This is a genomic window from Cysteiniphilum sp. QT6929, from assembly GCF_030035755.1.
GTDB classification, from domain to species: domain Bacteria; phylum Pseudomonadota; class Gammaproteobacteria; order Francisellales; family Francisellaceae; genus Caedibacter; species Caedibacter litoralis.
Genome location: NZ_CP103983.1, coordinates 2,086,501 through 2,106,114, shown reverse-complemented (window position 1 = coordinate 2,106,114; position 19,614 = coordinate 2,086,501). Strand labels below are relative to the sequence as shown.

Sequence of the window (19,614 nt, the reverse complement as noted above, 5' to 3'; positions counted from 1 at the left end):
AAATTCAATGGCAGAAATACTATAAAATGGTTTGTCAGCGGTATATAATGCCTATACTTTTGATCTATTAATAAGACAAATGCTTATTTATCCAAACATTGATCCGGTTGCTTTATCACTTGGTCCGATAAAAGTGCACTGGTATGGCATCATGTATTTAGTTGGCTTTGCTGGCGCTTGGTTTTTATCAAGCCTTCGCTGCAAGAAACCTTATAGCCCTATTACCAAAGCTCAAGTCTCTGATATGATTTTTTACGCCGCCCTTGGTGTGATTCTCGGTGGGCGCATTGGTTATATGCTGTTTTATGATTTTAGTAACTTTATTCATGCGCCTTGGATTATCTTTAAAGTTTGGGATGGTGGCATGGCTTTTCATGGTGGCTTAATCGGTGTGATCCTTGCGATTTCATTATTTTGCCGCAAATATAAATGCAATGTTTTTGATATCTTAGACTTTATCGCGCCGATGGTGCCAATCGGCTTAGGTGCCGGCCGCTTAGGTAATTTTATCAATGGTGAGTTATGGGGACGTGTGACCGACTCATCAATTGGTATGGTGTTTCCTAATGGTGGACCGCTGCCACGCTACCCTTCGCAACTTTTAGAGTTCGCGCTTGAAGGTGTTGTCTTATTCTTAATCTTATGGTTTATTTCAAGAAAACAGCGCCCGCGCTTATTTGTTTCTGCCAACTTCTTATTATGGTACGGCTTATTTAGATTTATCGCTGAATTTTTCCGCCAGCCAGATCCACAAATGGGTTATATGCTCTTTAACTGGATGACTATGGGGCAACTGCTTTCAACCCCGATGATCGTCGTTGGCTTAATTATTTTGTTATATATCACTACCCAAAAAACACAAGATAAGGTAAAGGATAATAATGCAGCAATATCTTAATTTTTTGCGCCACATCAAGGAACATGGTGTCACCAAGACTGATCGCACAGGCACTGGTACACAAAGCGTTTTTGGCTATCAAATGCGTTTTGATTTAAGCGAAGGCTTCCCATTAGTTACAACCAAGAAAATTCATATTAAAAGTGTTATTCACGAATTATTATGGTTCTTAAAGGGTGACACCAACAATAATTATCTTGCCGAAAATGGCGTGCGCATCTGGAATGACTGGGCACTTGAAGATGGGAGCTTGGGTCCTATTTATGGCAAACAATGGCGCAGTTGGCAAACACCTGACGGTCAAGTGATTGATCAAATCGAAGAAGCCGTCAACTTAATTAAAACACGCCCTGATTCAAGACGAATTATCGTTAATAGCTGGAATCCCAGTGTATTGCCTGATGAGTCGATCTCGCCACAGGATAATGTCAGAATGGGCAAAGCGGCATTACCCCCTTGTCACACGCTTTTTCAGTTTTATGTTGCTGATGGCAAGTTGTCGTGCATGCTCACTCAACGCTCAGCCGATGCCTTTTTAGGTGTGCCGTTTAACATTGCTTCTTATGCACTGTTAACGCATATAGTCGCCAAAGAGTGTGATCTTGAGGTCGGTGATTTTATCTGGTCAGGAGGTGATTGTCATATTTATAGCAATCATCACGAACAGATTAATGAGCAGCTAACACGCACACCACTGCCATTGCCAACGTTACAGATCAAACGTAAGGCACTAACAGTTTTTGATTATCAATTCGATGACTTTGAAATCGTTAATTATCAATGTCACCCAGCCATTAAAGCACAGGTAGCTGTCTAATGAATGAACAAACCACTTCTCTTGATCGCAGTGCAATTAAAGTTTTATTGCTTGAAGGCGTGCATACCCAAGCGCATAACGCCTTTGTCCAAGCAGGTTATAGCAATATCACCTCACTAACGCATGCCTTAGATGATGATGCCCTTATTGAGGCTTTACAAAGTGTTAAAATCGTTGGTGTGCGTTCACGTACCCAGCTAACTGATACTGTCCTAAAAGCCTGTCCGCATTTGATTGCCATCGGTTGCTTTTGCATTGGCACCAATCAGGTGAATTTAGCAACGGCGCAAAGCCTTGGAATCCCTGTTTTTAACGCCCCTTTTTCCAATACACGCAGTGTGGCTGAACTCGTAATTGGTCAGATGATCTTGCTTTATCGCAATGTTGTTGACAAAAACATGCAGATGCATCGCCAAAACTGGATTAAATCAGCCAGTGGTGCACATGAGGTGCGTGGCAAAACATTAGGTATTATTGGTTATGGTCACATTGGCTCACAAGTTAGCGTCCTTGCTGAAAGCTTAGGTTTGAAGGTTATTTTCCATGATATTGAAAATAAATTGCCATTAGGTAATGCCACAGCGTCCGTTAATCTAGCAACTCTTCTTGATGAAGCTGATATTGTGACGCTACACGTACCTGATACCCCAGCCACTAAAAACATGATTACTGCCAAAGAGCTCAAGCTTATGAAAAAAGGTAGTGTGTTGATCAATGCTTCACGCGGGAGCGTGGTTGATATTCATGCTTTAGCACAAGCGATCAAAACCAAACATCTAAAAGGTGCGGCAATTGATGTGTTCCCAAAAGAGCCATCAAGTAATGGTGAGATTTTTGAAAGTGAGCTTATCGGACTTGATAATGTATTCTTAACACCACACATTGGTGGCAGCACATTAGAGGCACAACAAAATATTGCCGTTGAAGTTGCGGATAAACTCATAAAATATAGCGACAATGGCTCAACCATTTCAGCAGTAAACTTCCCTGAGTTATCACTACCGACACAAGATAATGTTCATCGTATTTTGCATATCCATGAGAATAAACCTGGAATGATGCGTGCGATTAACCGTGTTTTCTTTGATCATAACATCAACGTCGAGGGTCAATTTTTGCGAACCCTTGCCAATATTGGTTATGTTGTTATTGATATCAATAGTAGCGAAGAAACCTCACGCGCCTTACTACAAAAGCTCAAAGCCATCGATGGCACAATTCGCTCACGTGTATTATTCTAAAATCTATGCATCAAGCACTTGCCCTCATTGATAACGTTATAACACAGCAACATATTCAACATCTTTATGTTGCTTATAGTGGTGGCGTCGACTCAACTGCCTTGTTGCATTTGGTGACACAGCTAAAGCGTAATATTAATATCCATGCCATTCATATTCATCATGGCTTAAGCAAAAACGCTGATCACTGGCTTGATGTTTGTCAAATAGAAGCAGCTCAATTAAACATCCAATTTACTGCACATCGACTCGCACCACCCACCAAACGCAATAATATTGAGCACTGGGCACGCACAAAACGCTATGCATTTTTTGAGTCTGTGATGCAACAAACTCCTCATAGTTTATTACTTACCGCCCATCATATCGAAGATCAAGCAGAAACTTTTTTATTGCAAGCACTTCGTGGCAATGGTGTAAAAGGGCTTGCTGCCATCGCCAAAGAAAAACCTTTTGCTAATGGTTTGCTTCTTCGCCCTTTTTTAGATCTTAACAAAAGCGAACTTATTGCATATTGTCAACACCATCAGCTGACCTGGATTGAAGATGAAAGCAATCAATCCACTGACTTCAGGCGCAACGCCCTTCGTCACAATATCATGCCAAAATTACGTGAAATTCTGCCGCAAGCTGATGTCACACTAGCGCGCAGCGCTGAATTATGCTCTGAAGCTGATCGTTTAATACATGAGCTATTAGCCCCACATTTAGCAAAGATCACGACGGATAATCATCTTGATCTAATACAATTTACAACCTATTCATCACTACAGCAAAAGCAGCTATTAAAGATGTGGCTAACAGAACACAACCTTTACCCATCGCACGCGCAGTTATTACAAATTCATACTGGTGCACAGAATATGCAAAGCAATTGGCACTATACATTAGCTGAAAGTCATTTATCTATTGTTAACGGTTACTTACTTATTAAAACCAATACATCACCAACATTAGTAACCACTACTGACGTGGATATAGTGCAATGGCTTAATGAACAGCAACAAACAATATTTTCATTAGATGATTTAATTATTCGTCCGCGTCAAGCAGGAGATCGTTGCCGCCCTCTTTATCGCCATAAAAGCCAAAGCTTAAAAGTGATTTTCCAAGAGCAAGGTATTTCTGCCCAAGATCGTTCTCACGCACAAATTATTACCTTAACGACAGAACCTGATCACATTATCGCGGTATATCCTTTTTTTGTATGTCACTAAAAAGGTTAGCACATACGTCAATTCAAAAAACTTCTTTTACTTAAATCCTGTTACCTTTTTTCACCTCCAATAAAAGCCTTTATCTTGCCTGACTAAAGTTTTAAAATGCTCACAAAATGCAAAATGAGTTTAGGAGCGTTTTGATGCAAGCGATGCAACAAAAGGGAGATATTGCCGTTATTGGTCTTGCGGTAATGGGGCAAAATCTAATTTTAAATATGAATGACCATGGCTTCCATGTTGTTGCTTACAACCGTACCACGAGCAAAGTTGATGAGTTTTTGAATGGCAATGCCAAAGGCACCAACATCATTGGCGCCTACTCGATTGAAGATATGGTTTCCAAGTTAAAAAGTCCACGCAAAATCATGCTAATGGTCAAAGCTGGTGATGTTGTTGATCAGTTTATCGATGCTTTAGTACCACATCTAAATAAAGGTGACATCATTATTGATGGAGGTAATTCCAATTTCACTGATAGTGAGCGTCGCACACATGCGCTTAAAGCGAAAGGCATATACTTTATTGGCACTGGCGTTTCAGGTGGCGAGGAAGGCGCGCGCTTCGGACCGTCTATGATGCCTGGCGGTATGCCCGAGGCATGGGGTGCAGTCAAACCTATTTTCCAAGCGATTGCTGCTAAAACACCCGCAGGTGAAGCATGCTGCGAGTGGGTTGGCAACGGTGGTGCTGGGCACTTTGTCAAAATGGTTCACAATGGTATCGAATATGGTGATATGCAGCTTATTTGTGAAGCGTATCAATTTATGAAAGATCTGCTAGGTTTAGACAATGAGCAATTAAGTGAAATCTTTGAGCGATGGAATAAAACTGAATTAGATAGTTATTTAATTGAAATCACTGCCAATATTCTAAAGTTCAAAGATGCTGAAGGCTATGTTATTGATCACATATTAGATACTGCCGGTCAAAAAGGCACAGGCAAATGGACAGGAATTAACGCACTTGATTTAGGCATTCCGCTAACATTGATTGCTGAGAGCGTTTTCGCGCGCTGCATCTCTGCACAAAAAGATATTCGTGTTGAAGCTGAAGCCATCTATGGCAAAAAATCATATGAAAAACTTAGCGTTTCCGATGCGTTATTGCATGACTTACAACAGTCGCTTTTATTTGCCAAAATCATCTCTTATGCACAAGGCTATATGCTCATGCAAGAAGCCTCAAAGCATTATCACTGGGATTTGAATTATGGTGATATCGCGCTGATGTGGCGCGAGGGTTGCATTATCCGCAGCGTATTTTTAGATAAGATCAAGACGGCATTTGATAATAATGCCCAACTGCAAAATTTGCTGTTTGATGATTATTTTAAAGAGATTATCAGTAAAGCACTACCAAGTGTTCGACGCATTGTTGCCAAGGGCATTGAAGCTGGTGTTGCTATGCCCGCATTAACTTCAAGCTTAAGCTTCTTTGATGGTTTTACCACTGGACGCTTACCGGCAAATCTACTTCAAGCACAACGCGACTACTTTGGCGCTCACACCTATGAGCGTTTGGATAAAGCGCGCGGTGAATTTTTCCACACCGATTGGATTGGTTCAAATAGTAATGTATCCTCCACGGGTTACAGTATCTAATAACAAGGATTTAAGCTTATGAAAAAAATATTATCATCTCTCACACTAGCTAGCATGATTGCTGCAAGCTCAGCTTATGCTGGACTTTATGTCGGTGCCCAAGGTGGTGTTAGTCACTCATCAAGTGAGTTAAATGCCGATAACAATATCACCACAGGTTTTCTTGTGGGTTATCAGTTTTCTGTTTTCCCGCTATTAAAACTTGGCGTTGAAACTGAATTAAACTACCTCAACAGCACGGTTAAGCTTAATAATCAAACCGGTGATTTAATGACGATTCCGTTTTATGCGACGGCGAATCTTAGCCTACCACTGGGTTTAAACCTTACCGCCAAAGCAGGTTATGCTTATAACCGCATCTCAGGCGTTGATGAAAATTTATTTCCTAATACACTATGGCGTCCAGCTGTTGCCATTGGCATGGGCTATCAGATCTTAGGCTTTAATATCTTTTTCCAAAGTAGTCGCTACTTTTTATATAACCGCGGTGAGCAACCTTTTGCTGATGCGTATACCTTTGGTGTTAGTTACGAGTTCTAATCTGCTGATAGCAACTTGCAAATCGCTTTGTATCTATGCGACACTGCAACCTCTGAATTTGTAATCTAAAATCATGAGGGATATTATGCAAATTAATGCACTGACACAAAGCCCATTACAGAATGAAATCGTATTTGTTTTTGATAACGACAACAGCACAATCACCACCATTCAAACTGCACTGACGCAAGGACTTTTTAAAGCCAAAGTCGCAAATACCTATTTTAGCGTAGATCATGGCAAAAACTATCTTGCCGTTGGCTTAGGTGAAAAGGACAAATTAAATACCAACGCGCTAAGAAAAGCTGTTGGCGCTCTATATAAGCATTTAAAATCATTAAACATTGATCGTTTTGCTGTAGACACTAAATTGATTGGTGATAATCATATCCGCACATTTGTTGAAGCACTCATCAATGCTGCTTATGTCTTTGATCAATTAAAGTCTGAGAAAGAAACCTTCAAACTAACACAAGTTGATATCGTTACCCAATCAGCTAGCGAAGTAGCCAGTGAAATTCACATCGCACAAGCCGTGGCGCACGGGCAAAACTATGCCAAGGATCTAAAAAACTTCCCCGCAAATATCTGCACAACTGACTATTTATTAAATGAAGCTAAAAAGCTAATGGATAGTAGCGAGCATGGCACATTACATTATATTGGCGAAGATGAAATGCATAAACTTGGCATGGGTTGCATCACGGCTGTAGGACGTGGTTCTAGCATGCCAAGCTATATTGCTTGCATGGAATACCGTGCTGGTAACAAAGATGACAAACCAATCGTGTTAGTTGGTAAAGGTTTAGTCTATGACACAGGTGGTCTATGCTTAAAACCATGGCAAAGCATGGGTAGCATGAAGATGGATATGGGTGGCGCTGCAGCTGTCTTTGGCACAATGAAGGCAATCGTTGAGCTTAAGCTACCAATTAATATCATTGGTGCTGTTGCCTTGGTTGAAAACTCTATTGATGGTGATTCTTATCGCCCAGGTGATGTCTTGACCAGCATGAAAGGCATTACGGTTGAGATCGGTAATACCGATGCCGAGGGTCGTTTGGCATTGTGTGATACGCTAACTTATATAGAGCGTTATGATCCTAAGGTTGTGATTGATATTGCGACCTTAACGGGTGCCATGGTCATCTCTCTTGGTGGCGACATTACAGGGCTATTTGGCAATAACGACGCCTTAGTTAATGATATCAAGCTTGCCGCTGAAGAAAGTCATGATCACGCATGGCATATGCCTTTACACCAGGCTTATCATGAACAGTTAAAAAGTGAGATTGCTGATGTTTACAATATCGGTGGTCCTGCGGCGGGGAGTATTACCGCTGCATTATTCCTATCAAAATTCACTGAAAAATACACTTGGGCACATCTAGATGTTGCGGGATCTGCAATGAAAGGCTTTGAAAAAGCCACTGCCACTGGGCGCCCTGTACCGATGTTGACTCAATACATAATCAACCAAACAAAATAATATCCATATCAGCGCTCACTTTCATTGTTTAACCGTTGGCTGAGCGTAATCGAAGCCTTTCTTAGATAAATACCCTTCGACTAAGCTCAGGGTACGGGAGCGCCATTTAAGCGCATATGCAAATATTATCAGGTATTTTTTGGATTCTTGGATCAAGTCCGAGAATGACCACAAATCGTCATATTCGGGCTCGACCCGAATATCCATTATTACCAAAAACTATTATTTAGATACTTATCTCCCCCTATAAAAATGGCAAACTCTACTAAAAAGGTCTTAAAACCATGTATTAATGGAAACATTAAAACGCTTGGATAACGCTTTGATATGCTCGAGTGTTAATTCTCTTTCACCATTTAGAATCTTAGACACCAGTGACTGTGAACCAATCTCAGGCAAATCTTTCTGAGTTAAGCCATTTGCTTTTATCAAGTAGGCTAGGATATCTTTAGGCTCAGCACTATTATCTGCAGCTAAATGCTTCTGTTCATAATAAGCGACTTGCTTAGCTAATGTTTTGGCAAAAGATTGGATCTCGACTGTTCTCTCACCAGTTGGTAAGCTCATAAGTTCGCGCAATAATTGCTTTGATGCCTCATATTGTTTCTTTGTTTTGTATGCCTCTAAATATGGCATTAATAAAACCCAAGATTTACTAATATCATTTATCGTTAGCATGCTTCTTTGCCTCTTTTTTGAGTATGCTTTGCTTTTTGTTATACTCTTCATGCGTCCATATATGGCGCACATCAATCACCGCAAAATCATAATCAACAATCGTTACCATGCGATAATTATGTCCTGCTACGTCAAAAATGGTAAAAACATGGTAAACATAATCTGCTGTTTTAAATGTTTCAGTCAGGTGTCTAAATCCACTGAATTCATTACTTTCTAAGATTTTAAGAAGCGGATCAAAACTTTTCTTAGCACGTGCATGCTTCTTACAAAATTTTATAATAAGCTCTTTGTTGATAACAATCATCGCTAACTTACTTAATAGCTATCTAATGAGTTTGCTTCAGAAAACAAACTCATTAGATAGCTATCAAAGCTACGTGATAATGATTTCAATAGTTTTTGCTTTTCTTTAATTCGTTTTGCTTTATGCGTTTTTTCATGAACCCCTGCATTATAATTAAGCTTAGCAAGGCTCTTTGCTACCGGATTTATCTTGCCTTTTTTTAGCATTTTTTTACCCCTTGTTGTAAACCCTGCCTAATTATGACAAATTGTCATCAAAAACACCAGATGATTTTATGACTTTTTGTCATTCCCAAATATCACAAATCAGTGACACAACCTTCAGAGGCAGAAGCAACTGTTTTAATATACTTCTTCAAAGCACCTTGTTTGGCTTTAAGCTCAGGGGCTCGCCAATTGGCGCGACGCGCGTTAAGCTCATCATCCGTTAGGTCAACATCAATGCGATTATTCACGGCATCAATCGTGATCTTGTCACCATTTTGAATCAAAGCAAGATTGCCACCTACTTGCGCCTCAGGCGCAATATGCCCAACGATAAAGCCATGTGAACCACCTGAGAAACGACCATCGGTAATAAGTGCTACATCTTGCCCAAGCCCTGCACCCATAATTAATGAAGTTGGCTTTAACATCTCAGGCATACCAGGACCTCCTTTTGGTCCTTCATAACGAATAACAATAACATCACCCTTTTTAACACGCCCCTCTTCAACAGCTGTTACTAATTCTTCTTCCGCATCAAATACATTGGCAACGCCTGTAAAGATCTCACCTTCTTTGCCAGTGATTTTAGCAACTGAACCTTCAGTCGCGATATTACCAAAGAGCATTTGCAAATGCCCTGTTGCTTTTAAAGGATTAGTCAATGGACGAATAATGTCATTATCTTTTGGTAGCTCTTTAACTTCCGCTAGATTCTCGGCTACTGTTTTACCCGTTACGGTCATGCAATCGCCATGCAATAAACCTTCTTTTAATAGCATTTTCATGACAGCAGGTGTGCCACCAATCGCATGTAAATCTGCCATAACATACTTCCCACTTGGTTTAAAGTCCGCTAATAATGGGACTTTATCGCTGATACGTTGGAAATCTGCCAAGGTTAATTTAACACCTACCGAGTGTGCAATAGCAATTAAATGAAGCACTGCATTGGTTGAACCTCCCATTGCGGTAATCACCACCATCGCATTTTCAAAGGCGTGTTTGGTCATGATATCGCGCGGTTTAATATCCAATGCCAATAAATTTTCAATAACACTACCGGCTTTATCACATTCTTGAATCTTCTTCACATCAGTTGCTGGCGTTGATGAACTAAATGGTAAACTCATCCCCATTGCTTCAATCGCACATGCCATGGTATTTGCGGTATACATACCACCACAAGCGCCAGCGCCAGGACATGCTTTTTTAATCGTTTCAACGCGTTCTTCTTCACTAATACTGCCTGCTAGACACGCACCATAGCTTTGGAAAGCCGTGACGATATCGACAGGTTTGCCACGCACAACACCGGCTTGAATCGTACCACCATAGATCACAAAGCCAGGTCGATTTAAACGCCCTAATGCCATCATGCATCCAGGCATATTCTTATCGCAACCTGGAATAGCGACTAAACCGTCATACCAGTGCGCAGACATCACGGTTTCAATAGAGTCAGCGATTAAATCACGCGACTGCAACGAGTAACTCATACCATCGGTACCCATTGAAATGCCGTCACTGACACCAATGGTATTAAAGCGCATACCGACAAGATCAGCTTTGGTGACACTGTGTTTTACATATTGCGCTAGTTGATTTAAATGCATGTTACAGGTATTACCCTCGTACCAAACGCTAGCAATACCTACTTGCGCTTTTTTCATATCTGCTTCATGCATTCCCGTACCATAAAGCATCGCTTGAGAGGCTCCTTGAGTTTTATCTTGAGTTAGCACTTGGCTATAACGATTTAGTTTTTGATTGGTCATTATGATTATATTCCTTTGTTTTTATGCTGGATGCGCAATATTGTACGCATCAATAAATGCTTCAACAGATGCCTGAATGATATCAGGTGAAACTGCTTTGCCAACCGAGTTTTGGCTACCTTTGATTAACTTCATTTCAACATATACTACCGCATCAGCGCCTTGTCCACGAATCTGTACCTTATAATCAGTCAATTGATATTGAATCTCACTAGGGCACGCCTTGCATAAGGCTTGGATAATGGCATCAACGGGACCAACACCTTTATTTGAGGCATAGTAAAGCTGACCATTAAGCTCAACCGTGACTTCAGCCTCAGCAATTTTATCTTGCCCTGTGGTTACCTTAAATGACACAACTTTTAAAATATCACTACGTGTAATATCGACCATCTCCATCGCATCTTGCACGATGTCTTGTAAATCTGAAATATGGATTGCACGCCCTTTTGCTAAAAAGCGCTCAATGCAACTTTGCACCTTGGCAATCAAATCATCATTATAATTAGCACCAAATAAATCCTCTAACGCCTCTTTGGTTTGAGTAGGATTTGGCATGTCCCTAAACAGCACTTGATCTTTTTCAACAAATACCATCGTTTTATTATCAAAGAAATTACTGTCATACAGTTTGTCAAAATCTTTTTCATTTGGATAAATAATCGGTGGTTGAATCGCTGATTTTAGTACCACTGACGGATCTTTTAAGCCTTCACCTGATAACACACAAACAACGCGTTGCCCCGGTTTAATCAAGCCTTGCTCTTTCTTCTTAAACAAATGTGCAACCGTTGCCGCTGACGCACTTTCGACAAATAATCCCTCTTGTGTGGATAGATAATATTGTGCTTTTAGCATATCAGTATCACTCACCGCTGACGCTTCACCGCCGGTTTGATAAATCGCATCAATCGCTTTGTCACCATCAATTGGGAAAGGTACCGCAATCGCTGTGGCAATCGTATCAGCACGCTCTAATGGTTCAAGGTGTTTCGCTTTTTTATCAAACGCATTTACCAAAGAGCAAGCACCGGTTGATTGCACACCAACTAAGCGTGGTATTTTATGAATAAGTCCCAAGTCTTTATACTCAGCAAAGCCCTTGGCATAAGCCGTAATATTCGTACCACAACCCACAGGAATAATCACTTCATCCGGCACTTGAAACAATAGCTGATCAATCACTTCAAAGGCACCGGTTTTCTGCCCTTCAACCCGAAAAGCATAGTCTCCCGCTAGGAAAAATTTGCGTGATTTAGCAATTTTATAGGCAAGATTCGCTGCATCGTTATAACTACCTTTGACCTGAATAATTTTGCCACCAAATGAGATCACTTGCGCAAGCTTCGACATCGACACCCCTTCAGGCACGACGATAAAGCATGGCATTTTAGCCGCTGCTGCATAACATGAGCATGACGCCGCCATATTACCCGTTGAGGCTAAGATTACCCCTTTGGCACCTAACTCTTTGGCAATGCTAATATCAACCGCAGAGCCACGATCTTTAAACGACCCTGTTGGGTTTTTACCCTCAACTTTGAAGTATAAATCAATCCCCAACTCCTTGCCCAATACTTTGCTTTTGACAAGAGGTGTTGCACTTTCACGTAATGACACAAAATTAGCGGGTTCTTGAATCGGCATTAAGGGTAAATATTTGGAAAGACAAGGGGCGGCAGAAACAAAATAATCTAAATTAATCTTCCGGCGAATGTGCTCAATATCCATTTGCACTTCCCACGGTGAGGTCTCACCAGCAAAAACGAAATCATCCGTTGTCACCACATCTTTGGTATTAAAATCTAGCAGTTGATACATGAACTTTTCCTTTAGGCGACTTTCAGTGATTCTTTATTTGTAGCTTCTTCGGTAGTAATTGGCATGCTATTTGAAATCTGAATATCGATCACTTCAATCACTTTGGCAAGTTGTCTTACGACTTTTTGGATTTTTTCATCGTTAGAATGTAGCACCAAACTAAAATGCGAAACCCCTTTATTGGCAGTTTCAAAAACATTCATCTGCTCGATATTGATTCTATGGCGTGAAAAGATCGATGAAATACGCTGTAAAACGGATAAAGCATTTTCTGTTGTCATTGAGATAAAGTAAATTTTCTGTTGCATGATCTTACCCTCCTACGGATAGTTGTGTATCACTGATTGAAGCACCTGCTGGCACCATCGGGAAAACATTTTCTTGCTGCTCCACCACCACTTCTAAAAAGAATGATTGTGGCGAATCTAACATCTCTTGAATACTTGCCTCTAAATCCGCGCGATCAACGACGCGCTTGCCAAAAATGCCATAGGCTTCAGCGACTTTGACAAAATCAGGCGATGATATATTAGTATATGCATAACGCTCTTCAAAAAAGAGCTCTTGCCACTGTCTTACCATACCAAGATAACCATTATTAAGAACGATCATCTTAAGATTAATCCCCTCTTGATTAAGTACAGCAAGCTCTTGGATATTCATCTGAAAACCACCGTCTCCTGCAATGGCAATGACTTGTTTTTGATCTTTAACACCCAGCTTAGCACCGATGGCTGCAGGCAACGCAAAACCCATTGTCCCCAAACCACCTGAGGTAATATGACTGTTACTATTTTTAAACTGATAATAGCGTGCGGCAATCATCTGGTGTTGCCCAACATCACTAACGATAATCGCTTCCCCTTTTGTCTTTTCAGATAAAAGAGCAACGACTTCCGCCATTTTAAGCTCACCCGCAGCGGGTTTTGTTTCATTCTTAATCACAGCATCATATTCTTTGGCATGATGCTCAATAAACGTCTTATGCCAATCATCATGCTTATTCTGACAAACGAAAGGCAAAAGTGCGGTTAATGCTTCTTTGGCATCGGCATGAATCGCAACATCGGCTTTAACATTTTTATCAATCTCTGCCATATCAATTTCAATATGAATTACCTTAGCATGTGGCAGGTAACTTTTAAGATCCCCCGTAACCCGATCATCAAAGCGCATGCCCACCGCGACAACAACATCGGCATCATTGCATAAGATATTAGCCGCATAATTGCCATGCATGCCTAACATACCTTTATATAATGGATGCTCCACGGGGAAAGAGGATAGACCCAATAAGGTACTAACTACCGGCATATCTGCTTTTTCTGCCACCTTGATAAAGGCTTCTTCAGCGCCAGAGATCATCACGCCATGACCTGCAATCATAATCGGTTTTTTTGCCAAATTAATCAGCTGTGACGCCTTGTGTACACTATCCATATTGATCATTGGCTTTCTAAGCCATTTCGGTTTAGTGGTGCTTTTCTTTGCTGTTTTATGCGCACTGATATATTCCATCATTCCTACTTGTGCGTCTTTGGTGATATCGATGAGTACAGGACCTGGGCGACCATTTTGAGCAATTTCAAACGCTTTTTTGAAAATAGCAGGAATTTCATTTGGATCGGTGATTTGATAATTCCATTTAGTCGCAGTAATGGTCATGCCGATAATATCTGCTTCTTGAAAAGCATCCGATCCCAATAAACTGCTAAATACTTGTCCTGTGATGCAAACTACTGGAATAGAGTCAATAAGGGCGTCAGCTATACCGGTGATAAGGTTTGTCGCACCAGGTCCTGAGGTGGCAATAGCAACACCAACACCACTGGTTGCGCGCGCAAAACCAACCGCACCATGAATAGCGGCCTGCTCATGACGCACCAACACATGGTGAAGCGTATCTTTGGCATCATACAAGGCATCATAGGTTGGCATAATCGCGCCCCCTGGATAGCCAAAAACAGTACGAGCCCCTTCTTCTATTAGTGCTTTAACAATTGCTTGTGCGCCAGTTATTTGCATACTTACTCCCTACTGTCTCTATTTCAATTTATTCACATATTCTTTCTCTAACACTACAAAACGCATAATAAACAAAAAGCAAAAAAAAACCCGCATCCTCCTTTGGTTGGAAGATGCGGGTTTCCTAATCTTGGCTTTTCTTAGCTACAGCCGCGCACCTTCCGATCGTCCAATGACGACCAGAATAATAATCAGGATCAGGCTGATTACTGGTGAACGTAGCATAAATTAATCTCCAAAATTTGTGTGTGTTTCAAGTGTTTACTAACAAATGCTCTGCATCTGTTTTAAACAACATAAGCATTAAACTAGCAATAGATTTTGCGAAACACAATCTTTTATTTATATTTTTTTGAAATTTATTTTTTTAAGTGTAAACACGATTCTTTGTTTATTAATTAAACATAAGCGCGCCACGCCTAAGAGCTCTCGCATCATTTGAACATTTGCTGCAGTTGCATTAATTTCCTTTTTCTTCATACACCAAAAGATCACCCGGTTGGCAGTCCAATGCTTCACAAATTAGCGCTAAGGTTGAAAAACGTATTGCCTTGGCTTTGCCCGTTTTTAGAATCGATAGATTCTGCTCTGTAATACCAATTTTTTCTGCTAACTCTTTTGAGCGCATCTTTCGCATTGCCATCATTACATCCAAATTTACAATAATTGCCATACTTGTCTCCTAAATCGTCAAATGACTTTCTTCTTCAAGCTGTTGCGCTTGCTGCATCACCTTGGCAATTAAAATAATAACCGCTCCGGTGATTAAACTCGCAAGATCAATACCAGATAAACTCAATGTTAACATGCGCTGCCCAGGCGGATTAGCAAAGCTTAGCACCACTGAAATAAGCGCATCATAAATAAGCCCACCAATCACCCATGCAAACAGGGTATAACCCATTTTTTTGTAAGCCAGTGTATTTTGATGAGCAAATACGCTTCCTTGTGAATAGTTTTTAAATACGATAATCAATTGACTTAATCCATACATTATAATCCCGCATGGAATCATCGATATTAAAAATGCCAACAACTTCGTTCTAAGTGGCACCGTATCACCGTGAATATACTGCATTAAATCATTACCAATACCAAGCTGCATAAATAAGCTTGACTGCCCGCTACTTGCTGAGCCCTTGCTAAAGCTTAACCAAAATAAAAAGGTAACAATTGGTATCAAATAGAAACATATTTGGAAAAACCAATAATAACGATAACTTGATTGTTGAAACTTAGACATATTTTCTCCTGAATGATTACTTTTACCACAGATAGGTGCGATTACTATAACAAGATAAAATGCACTTGCGCAACAATTTTTATTGTTTATCAATAATTATTTACCGCATAAACATCTATATTTGTATTAAATAATAGTGCCATAACTTTAAAAAATACCGCTAATGCAACGTCTTACCTCAGTCCCACACTCATCACAAAACAATGCATTAAAAACACTAGAAATATTCCAATACCCCTCCTCATATAGTAAAAAAGTTGAGATTTTTTGATATTTTTCTGCATTTTTATCCAAAATTATATGATCAAACTTGCATTTTTAGCACGCTTTGACTAGCTTTGACGGCGGTAATTGTGTTCAAGTTACTTTTGAAATCAAAATGGAAATAAAACAGGAGAGCAAATTATGAAGAAAATTATCGCAACAACTGTCGCTGCCGCGGCACTTATCAGTGGTTCGGCATTTGCTGCTGGCGCGCAAACCGGTCTAGTACTTGGTGGTAATGTTGGCTATGCATATTCACAAAATGGCTGGCTCAAAAATGCTAATAATCTTCCAGGTGGTAAAAATGGAAATATTGCGGGGGGATTGCTTATTGGATATGACTTTGCTTTAAGCCCTATGTTTAGTGTAGGTGTTGAGCTAGGTGGTCAATACTTTAATAAAATAGCTAAAAATGATGCTGGTAAGCTTAATATGTGGAGCGTACCCTTATTTGCTACTGCAAAATTCTATATCCCAGGTGCCATGGGCTTAAATGTCTTTGGAAAAGCTGGGTATGCCTACAATAAACTTACTGGAGACACTGATGGTATGGCAACCAATTTATGGCGCCCAGTTGCTGCAACTGGACTAGGATTCCAAATCAGCCAAATAAACATCTTTGCTCAATATCAATATAACTGGTTACCTTTATACGGATACAATGCAGGAGAAAGCACAGTATCTGTTGGTTTAACTTACACCCTTCCTATGTAACAATTATCTCTGATTATTCTTTATCTTAGGCGAGCGATATTGACTCGCCTTATTTTTGCAATCCAAAAGCTTATCGTACCCTGAGCGTCAGTCAAAGCGATGCACTGAGCATCAGTCGAAGTGGGTATACTTGTGCAGCTATGGCTTCGACTAACGATCAGCCAACGTAATGTGCAGGGACGACGATTATTAAGTACCTAAACAATAGTTTATTGGTAATAATGGATATTCGGATCAAGCCCGAATATGACAACTCGCGGTTATTCTCGGACTTGATCCGAGAATCCAAAAAATACCTGATAATATTTGCATAGGAACCTATCACCATATTCAAAAGGCAATTCACACTATGTTTACTGTGATGATAAGTATAAAATACGCCATCACTTAATAAAAAATGGATTGTTATATGCGGCATAAAGCGCGTAAATTCTTAAGACAAGTACCTGTTGGTGTTGTGAAATTTATTATGAATCGCTATCGCCCTTATCGCGGCGCGGGGATTAAGACCTTGCATATTGCCAAAGATTATCGTTATATCAAGGTTGCGATGCCGCTTAAGTGGCATAATCGCAATTATTTTGGCACACACTTTGGTGGCTCGCTATTTGCCATGACCGATGCCTTTTATCCGTTGATGTTGAGTCATATCTTGGGACTCGACTACATTATCTGGGATAAAGAATCTTCGATAAAGTACATTGCTCCTGGTAAAACAACGGTTTATTGTGAGTTTCGTTTAAGTGATGAGGACATCGATCAAATCAAACAGCAAACCACTGTTAATGGCAAAATCTACTTTCAAAAAGAGATTGAGATCTATGATCAAAATAAACAAACCATCGCACGTGTTTTGCGCATAATTTATATCAAAGACAAAAAATTTATTGCCGCTGATAATGAAAAACCAGTGAAGAATTAGGTGAGTTTTGGTAATAAGTATTTTATACTTTGCGCACTGCAGCGGTTAATAGTTACGCATAGTCATGAGTGATCAATCATTAAGTTATCAGGATGCTGGTGTTAGCATCGATGAAGGCAATCTGCTTGTCGAAAAAATCAAACCCTTAGCTAAATCAACCATGCGCAAAGAGGTGTTAGGCGGATTAGGTGGTTTTGGTGCTTTGTTTGAAATCCCTTTGGATCGTTATAAAAATCCCGTGCTCGTCTCCGGCACTGATGGCGTGGGCACTAAGTTAAAACTTGCTTTTGAATTAAACAATCATACAACTATCGGCATTGATTTGGTTGCGATGTGTGTTAACGATCTCATTGTTGGTGGCGCTGAGCCATTATTTTTCCTTGATTACTATGCCACTGGCAAGCTTAATGCTCATCAAGCGGCTGATGTAATATCCGGCATTGCTGAGGGTTGTCGCCAATCAGGTGCTGCTCTTGTTGGCGGGGAGACGGCTGAAATGCCTGGCATGTATCAAGGCGAAGAATATGATCTTGCGGGATTTTGCGTTGGTATTGTTGAAAAAGATAAAATCATTTCAAGTGACAAAGTCAAAGCTGATGATGCATTAATCGCTATTGCCTCATCAGGTGTGCATTCCAATGGTTACTCATTGGTGCGTAAAGTCATTAAGCACGTTAATGCTGATTTAAATATGCCTTTTCAGCAAAGTACGTTAGGTGAAACGTTATTAACGCCGACACGTATTTATGTCAAAACCATTTTAAAACTGCTTGAAGAATATGATATCCACGCGATCAGCCATATTACCGGTGGTGGTTTTACTGAGAATATTCCACGGGTATTACCAGATTTCACTTGTGCAAATATTAATTTAGATAGTTGGCAATTTCCTGCAATCTTCCAGTGGTTACAGCAAAGTGGTAATATTAGCCAAAGCGAGATGCTTAGAACATTTAACTGTGGCGCAGGCATTGTGATGGCAGTGTCACAAAGTGATAAAAAAGCGATTCTTGACACACTTAAAGCACTTGGTGAAACTGTTTGGGAGATTGGTCACTTAAGCCAATCACAGCAACAACAAGCATATGTTAGCTACTTCCATGGCAAATAAATCGATATTTAAACTTGTTATTCTCTCGTCAGGATACGGCTCAAATCTACAAGCGATTATTGATCAGCTACATAATGAAGATGGCATTGAGATCAGTGCTATCATTTCCGATAAAGCATCTGAGTCTATCACACGCGCACTTAATCACAATATTCCTTGCTTATATTTACCTAGACAAAAGAAACAAACGCGCGAGGCATATGATCAGCTACTTTCTGAGCTGCTTAAACCCTTTAGCCCTGATTTGATTGTATTAGCTGGATTTATGCGTATTCTATCACCTGCCTTTATCCAGAGATTTCCGCAACAAATTATTAATATCCACCCATCGCTACTGCCTAAGTACAAAGGCTTAAACACCCATCAGCGTGTGATCGATGCCAAAGATAAAATTCATGGCACCACCATTCACTATGTTGACGAGCATCTTGATGGTGGCAAAATCATCGCACAAAAACGCATTGATGTCCTGCCATTTGACACGGCTGAAACCTTAGAGCAAGCCATTAAATCACTTGAACATGTCTTTTATTCAGCAACTATTCACAAGCTTGCAACGAAGATGCGTAGCAATGCTTGCTTAACACCTGTAAATAACGATAACTAAATCAACTTAGTAATGAATCAAGAATAAGTTGCGCCAACTAATACCTCTCCCCTTGCGGGAGAGGTCGTGCAGCTTAAGCTGTGCGGGTGAGGGTAAATTGAAACTCAACTTATTTGTGCATTATTACTTACTGCA

20 protein-coding genes and 1 pseudogene are annotated in these 19,614 nt (G+C 40.3%); 11 read left to right on the top strand and 10 right to left on the bottom strand.

Going from position 1 to position 19,614, the window contains the following annotated elements; genetic code table 11:
• The first annotated feature begins 79 nt into the window (after positions 1 to 79).
• From lgt to NYP54_RS09165, 7 genes are all read left to right on the top strand, one after another.
• Positions 80 to 898, top strand: coding sequence for a prolipoprotein diacylglyceryl transferase (lgt, locus tag NYP54_RS09195; RefSeq protein ID WP_283156255.1), 819 nt, complete (start codon positions 80 to 82; stop codon positions 896 to 898).
• Positions 882 to 1,715, top strand: a complete 834-nt coding sequence (locus NYP54_RS09190) for a thymidylate synthase (RefSeq protein WP_283156254.1) — start codon at positions 882 to 884, stop codon at positions 1,713 to 1,715. The genes lgt and NYP54_RS09190 overlap by 17 nt, the downstream gene beginning before the upstream one ends.
• Entirely contained in the window at positions 1,715 to 2,956 is a 1,242-nt protein-coding gene (gene serA, locus NYP54_RS09185) for a phosphoglycerate dehydrogenase (protein ID WP_283156253.1), read from the top strand. The genes NYP54_RS09190 and serA overlap by 1 nt, the downstream gene beginning before the upstream one ends.
• Before the next feature lie 5 nt (positions 2,957 to 2,961).
• A complete protein-coding gene (tilS, locus tag NYP54_RS09180; RefSeq protein WP_283156252.1) occupies positions 2,962 to 4,173 on the top strand; it encodes a tRNA lysidine(34) synthetase TilS in 1,212 nt (403 codons plus the stop codon).
• A gap of 143 nt (positions 4,174 to 4,316) precedes the next feature.
• The gene (gene gnd / locus NYP54_RS09175) at positions 4,317 to 5,777 is read left to right on the top strand and encodes a decarboxylating NADP(+)-dependent phosphogluconate dehydrogenase (RefSeq protein WP_283156251.1); all 1,461 of its coding nucleotides are present in this window, start codon (positions 4,317 to 4,319) and stop codon (positions 5,775 to 5,777) included.
• 18 nt (positions 5,778 to 5,795) lie between these two features.
• Positions 5,796 to 6,317 carry an outer membrane beta-barrel protein gene (locus NYP54_RS09170; protein ID WP_283156250.1) on the top strand — a complete coding sequence of 174 codons (522 nt, stop codon included), beginning with the start codon at positions 5,796 to 5,798 and terminating at the stop codon, positions 6,315 to 6,317.
• Between the two features lie 73 nt (positions 6,318 to 6,390).
• A complete protein-coding gene (locus NYP54_RS09165) occupies positions 6,391 to 7,806 on the top strand; it encodes a leucyl aminopeptidase (RefSeq protein ID WP_283156249.1) in 1,416 nt (471 codons plus the stop codon).
• 276 nt (positions 7,807 to 8,082) lie between these two features.
• On the opposite strand, the gene NYP54_RS09160 is transcribed toward NYP54_RS09165, so the two are convergent.
• The 10 genes and pseudogenes from NYP54_RS09160 to NYP54_RS09120 all read right to left on the bottom strand — a co-directional run bounded on the left by NYP54_RS09160 (position 8,083) and on the right by NYP54_RS09120 (position 15,861).
• A complete protein-coding gene (locus NYP54_RS09160) occupies positions 8,083 to 8,484 on the bottom strand; it encodes a helix-turn-helix domain-containing protein (RefSeq protein WP_283156248.1) in 402 nt (133 codons plus the stop codon).
• Entirely contained in the window at positions 8,468 to 8,791 is a 324-nt protein-coding gene (locus tag NYP54_RS09155; protein WP_283156247.1) for a type II toxin-antitoxin system HigB family toxin, read from the bottom strand. The genes NYP54_RS09160 and NYP54_RS09155 overlap by 17 nt, the downstream gene beginning before the upstream one ends.
• An 11-nt stretch (positions 8,792 to 8,802) precedes the next feature.
• Positions 8,803 to 8,997 (bottom strand): hypothetical protein, encoded by a 195-nt coding sequence (locus NYP54_RS09150; protein ID WP_283156246.1) that lies wholly within the window; start codon positions 8,995 to 8,997, stop codon positions 8,803 to 8,805.
• A 92-nt stretch (positions 8,998 to 9,089) separates the two neighbouring features.
• On the bottom strand, positions 9,090 to 10,772 hold the full coding sequence (gene ilvD / locus NYP54_RS09145; RefSeq protein WP_283156245.1) for a dihydroxy-acid dehydratase: 1,683 nt from the start codon (positions 10,770 to 10,772) through the stop codon (positions 9,090 to 9,092).
• Positions 10,773 to 10,793: 21 nt separating this feature from the next.
• Complete coding sequence (locus tag NYP54_RS11835; protein ID WP_349293385.1) at positions 10,794 to 11,330, bottom strand: alpha-isopropylmalate synthase regulatory domain-containing protein; 537 nt, start codon at positions 11,328 to 11,330, stop codon at positions 10,794 to 10,796.
• 198 nt (positions 11,331 to 11,528) lie between these two features.
• Positions 11,529 to 12,419, bottom strand: a pseudogene (gene thrC / locus NYP54_RS11830) (threonine synthase); the annotation flags it as partial.
• Between the two features lie 185 nt (positions 12,420 to 12,604).
• Positions 12,605 to 12,901, bottom strand: a complete 297-nt coding sequence (locus NYP54_RS09135) for an acetolactate synthase small subunit (RefSeq protein ID WP_117002983.1) — start codon at positions 12,899 to 12,901, stop codon at positions 12,605 to 12,607.
• 4 nt (positions 12,902 to 12,905) lie between these two features.
• Positions 12,906 to 14,618, bottom strand: a complete 1,713-nt coding sequence (gene ilvB, locus NYP54_RS09130) for a biosynthetic-type acetolactate synthase large subunit (RefSeq protein ID WP_283156243.1) — start codon at positions 14,616 to 14,618, stop codon at positions 12,906 to 12,908.
• A gap of 460 nt (positions 14,619 to 15,078) precedes the next feature.
• Complete coding sequence (locus tag NYP54_RS09125; RefSeq protein ID WP_283156242.1) at positions 15,079 to 15,291, bottom strand: helix-turn-helix transcriptional regulator; 213 nt, start codon at positions 15,289 to 15,291, stop codon at positions 15,079 to 15,081.
• A gap of 9 nt (positions 15,292 to 15,300) precedes the next feature.
• A complete protein-coding gene (locus NYP54_RS09120) occupies positions 15,301 to 15,861 on the bottom strand; it encodes a DUF2975 domain-containing protein (RefSeq protein WP_283156241.1) in 561 nt (186 codons plus the stop codon).
• 405 nt (positions 15,862 to 16,266) lie between these two features.
• On the opposite strand from NYP54_RS09120, the gene NYP54_RS09115 reads away from it, so the two are divergent.
• The 4 genes from NYP54_RS09115 (at position 16,267) to purN (ending at position 19,479) form a co-directional block, all read left to right on the top strand.
• Positions 16,267 to 16,839: an outer membrane beta-barrel protein gene (locus tag NYP54_RS09115; protein WP_283156240.1), complete on the top strand. Its 573-nt coding sequence runs from the start codon at positions 16,267 to 16,269 to the stop codon at positions 16,837 to 16,839.
• Positions 16,840 to 17,248: 409 nt separating this feature from the next.
• On the top strand, positions 17,249 to 17,761 hold the full coding sequence (locus NYP54_RS09110) for a DUF4442 domain-containing protein (protein ID WP_283156239.1): 513 nt from the start codon (positions 17,249 to 17,251) through the stop codon (positions 17,759 to 17,761).
• Between the two features lie 64 nt (positions 17,762 to 17,825).
• Entirely contained in the window at positions 17,826 to 18,872 is a 1,047-nt protein-coding gene (gene purM / locus NYP54_RS09105) for a phosphoribosylformylglycinamidine cyclo-ligase (protein WP_151192812.1), read from the top strand.
• Positions 18,862 to 19,479, top strand: a complete 618-nt coding sequence (gene purN, locus NYP54_RS09100; RefSeq protein WP_283156238.1) for a phosphoribosylglycinamide formyltransferase — start codon at positions 18,862 to 18,864, stop codon at positions 19,477 to 19,479. Before purM ends, purN begins: the two co-directional genes overlap by 11 nt.
• Positions 19,480 to 19,614 lie beyond the last annotated feature (135 nt).

What these genes read in the sequence shown, in the direction of transcription:
- NYP54_RS09135 (WP_117002983.1), bottom strand. Translation starts at nt 12,901, where the DNA reads ATGCAACAGAAAATTTACTTTATCTCAATGACAACAGAAAATGCTTTA.
- NYP54_RS09120 (WP_283156241.1), bottom strand. Translation starts at nt 15,861, where the DNA reads ATGTCTAAGTTTCAACAATCAAGTTATCGTTATTATTGGTTTTTCCAA.
- NYP54_RS09110 (WP_283156239.1), top strand. Translation starts at nt 17,249, where the DNA reads ATGCGGCATAAAGCGCGTAAATTCTTAAGACAAGTACCTGTTGGTGTT.
- purM (WP_151192812.1), top strand. Translation starts at nt 17,826, where the DNA reads ATGAGTGATCAATCATTAAGTTATCAGGATGCTGGTGTTAGCATCGAT.
- NYP54_RS09125 (WP_283156242.1), bottom strand. Translation starts at nt 15,291, where the DNA reads ATGGCAATTATTGTAAATTTGGATGTAATGATGGCAATGCGAAAGATG.
- tilS (WP_283156252.1), top strand. Translation starts at nt 2,962, where the DNA reads ATGCATCAAGCACTTGCCCTCATTGATAACGTTATAACACAGCAACAT.
- NYP54_RS09170 (WP_283156250.1), top strand. Translation starts at nt 5,796, where the DNA reads ATGAAAAAAATATTATCATCTCTCACACTAGCTAGCATGATTGCTGCA.
- NYP54_RS09165 (WP_283156249.1), top strand. Translation starts at nt 6,391, where the DNA reads ATGAGGGATATTATGCAAATTAATGCACTGACACAAAGCCCATTACAG.
- NYP54_RS11835 (WP_349293385.1), bottom strand. Translation starts at nt 11,330, where the DNA reads ATGCCAAATCCTACTCAAACCAAAGAGGCGTTAGAGGATTTATTTGGT.
- serA (WP_283156253.1), top strand. Translation starts at nt 1,715, where the DNA reads ATGAATGAACAAACCACTTCTCTTGATCGCAGTGCAATTAAAGTTTTA.
- NYP54_RS09190 (WP_283156254.1), top strand. Translation starts at nt 882, where the DNA reads ATGCAGCAATATCTTAATTTTTTGCGCCACATCAAGGAACATGGTGTC.
- NYP54_RS09115 (WP_283156240.1), top strand. Translation starts at nt 16,267, where the DNA reads ATGAAGAAAATTATCGCAACAACTGTCGCTGCCGCGGCACTTATCAGT.
- lgt (WP_283156255.1), top strand. Translation starts at nt 80, where the DNA reads ATGCTTATTTATCCAAACATTGATCCGGTTGCTTTATCACTTGGTCCG.
- ilvD (WP_283156245.1), bottom strand. Translation starts at nt 10,772, where the DNA reads ATGACCAATCAAAAACTAAATCGTTATAGCCAAGTGCTAACTCAAGAT.
- NYP54_RS09155 (WP_283156247.1), bottom strand. Translation starts at nt 8,791, where the DNA reads ATGATTGTTATCAACAAAGAGCTTATTATAAAATTTTGTAAGAAGCAT.
- purN (WP_283156238.1), top strand. Translation starts at nt 18,862, where the DNA reads ATGGCAAATAAATCGATATTTAAACTTGTTATTCTCTCGTCAGGATAC.
- NYP54_RS09150 (WP_283156246.1), bottom strand. Translation starts at nt 8,997, where the DNA reads ATGCTAAAAAAAGGCAAGATAAATCCGGTAGCAAAGAGCCTTGCTAAG.
- gnd (WP_283156251.1), top strand. Translation starts at nt 4,317, where the DNA reads ATGCAAGCGATGCAACAAAAGGGAGATATTGCCGTTATTGGTCTTGCG.
- ilvB (WP_283156243.1), bottom strand. Translation starts at nt 14,618, where the DNA reads ATGCAAATAACTGGCGCACAAGCAATTGTTAAAGCACTAATAGAAGAA.
- NYP54_RS09160 (WP_283156248.1), bottom strand. Translation starts at nt 8,484, where the DNA reads ATGCTAACGATAAATGATATTAGTAAATCTTGGGTTTTATTAATGCCA.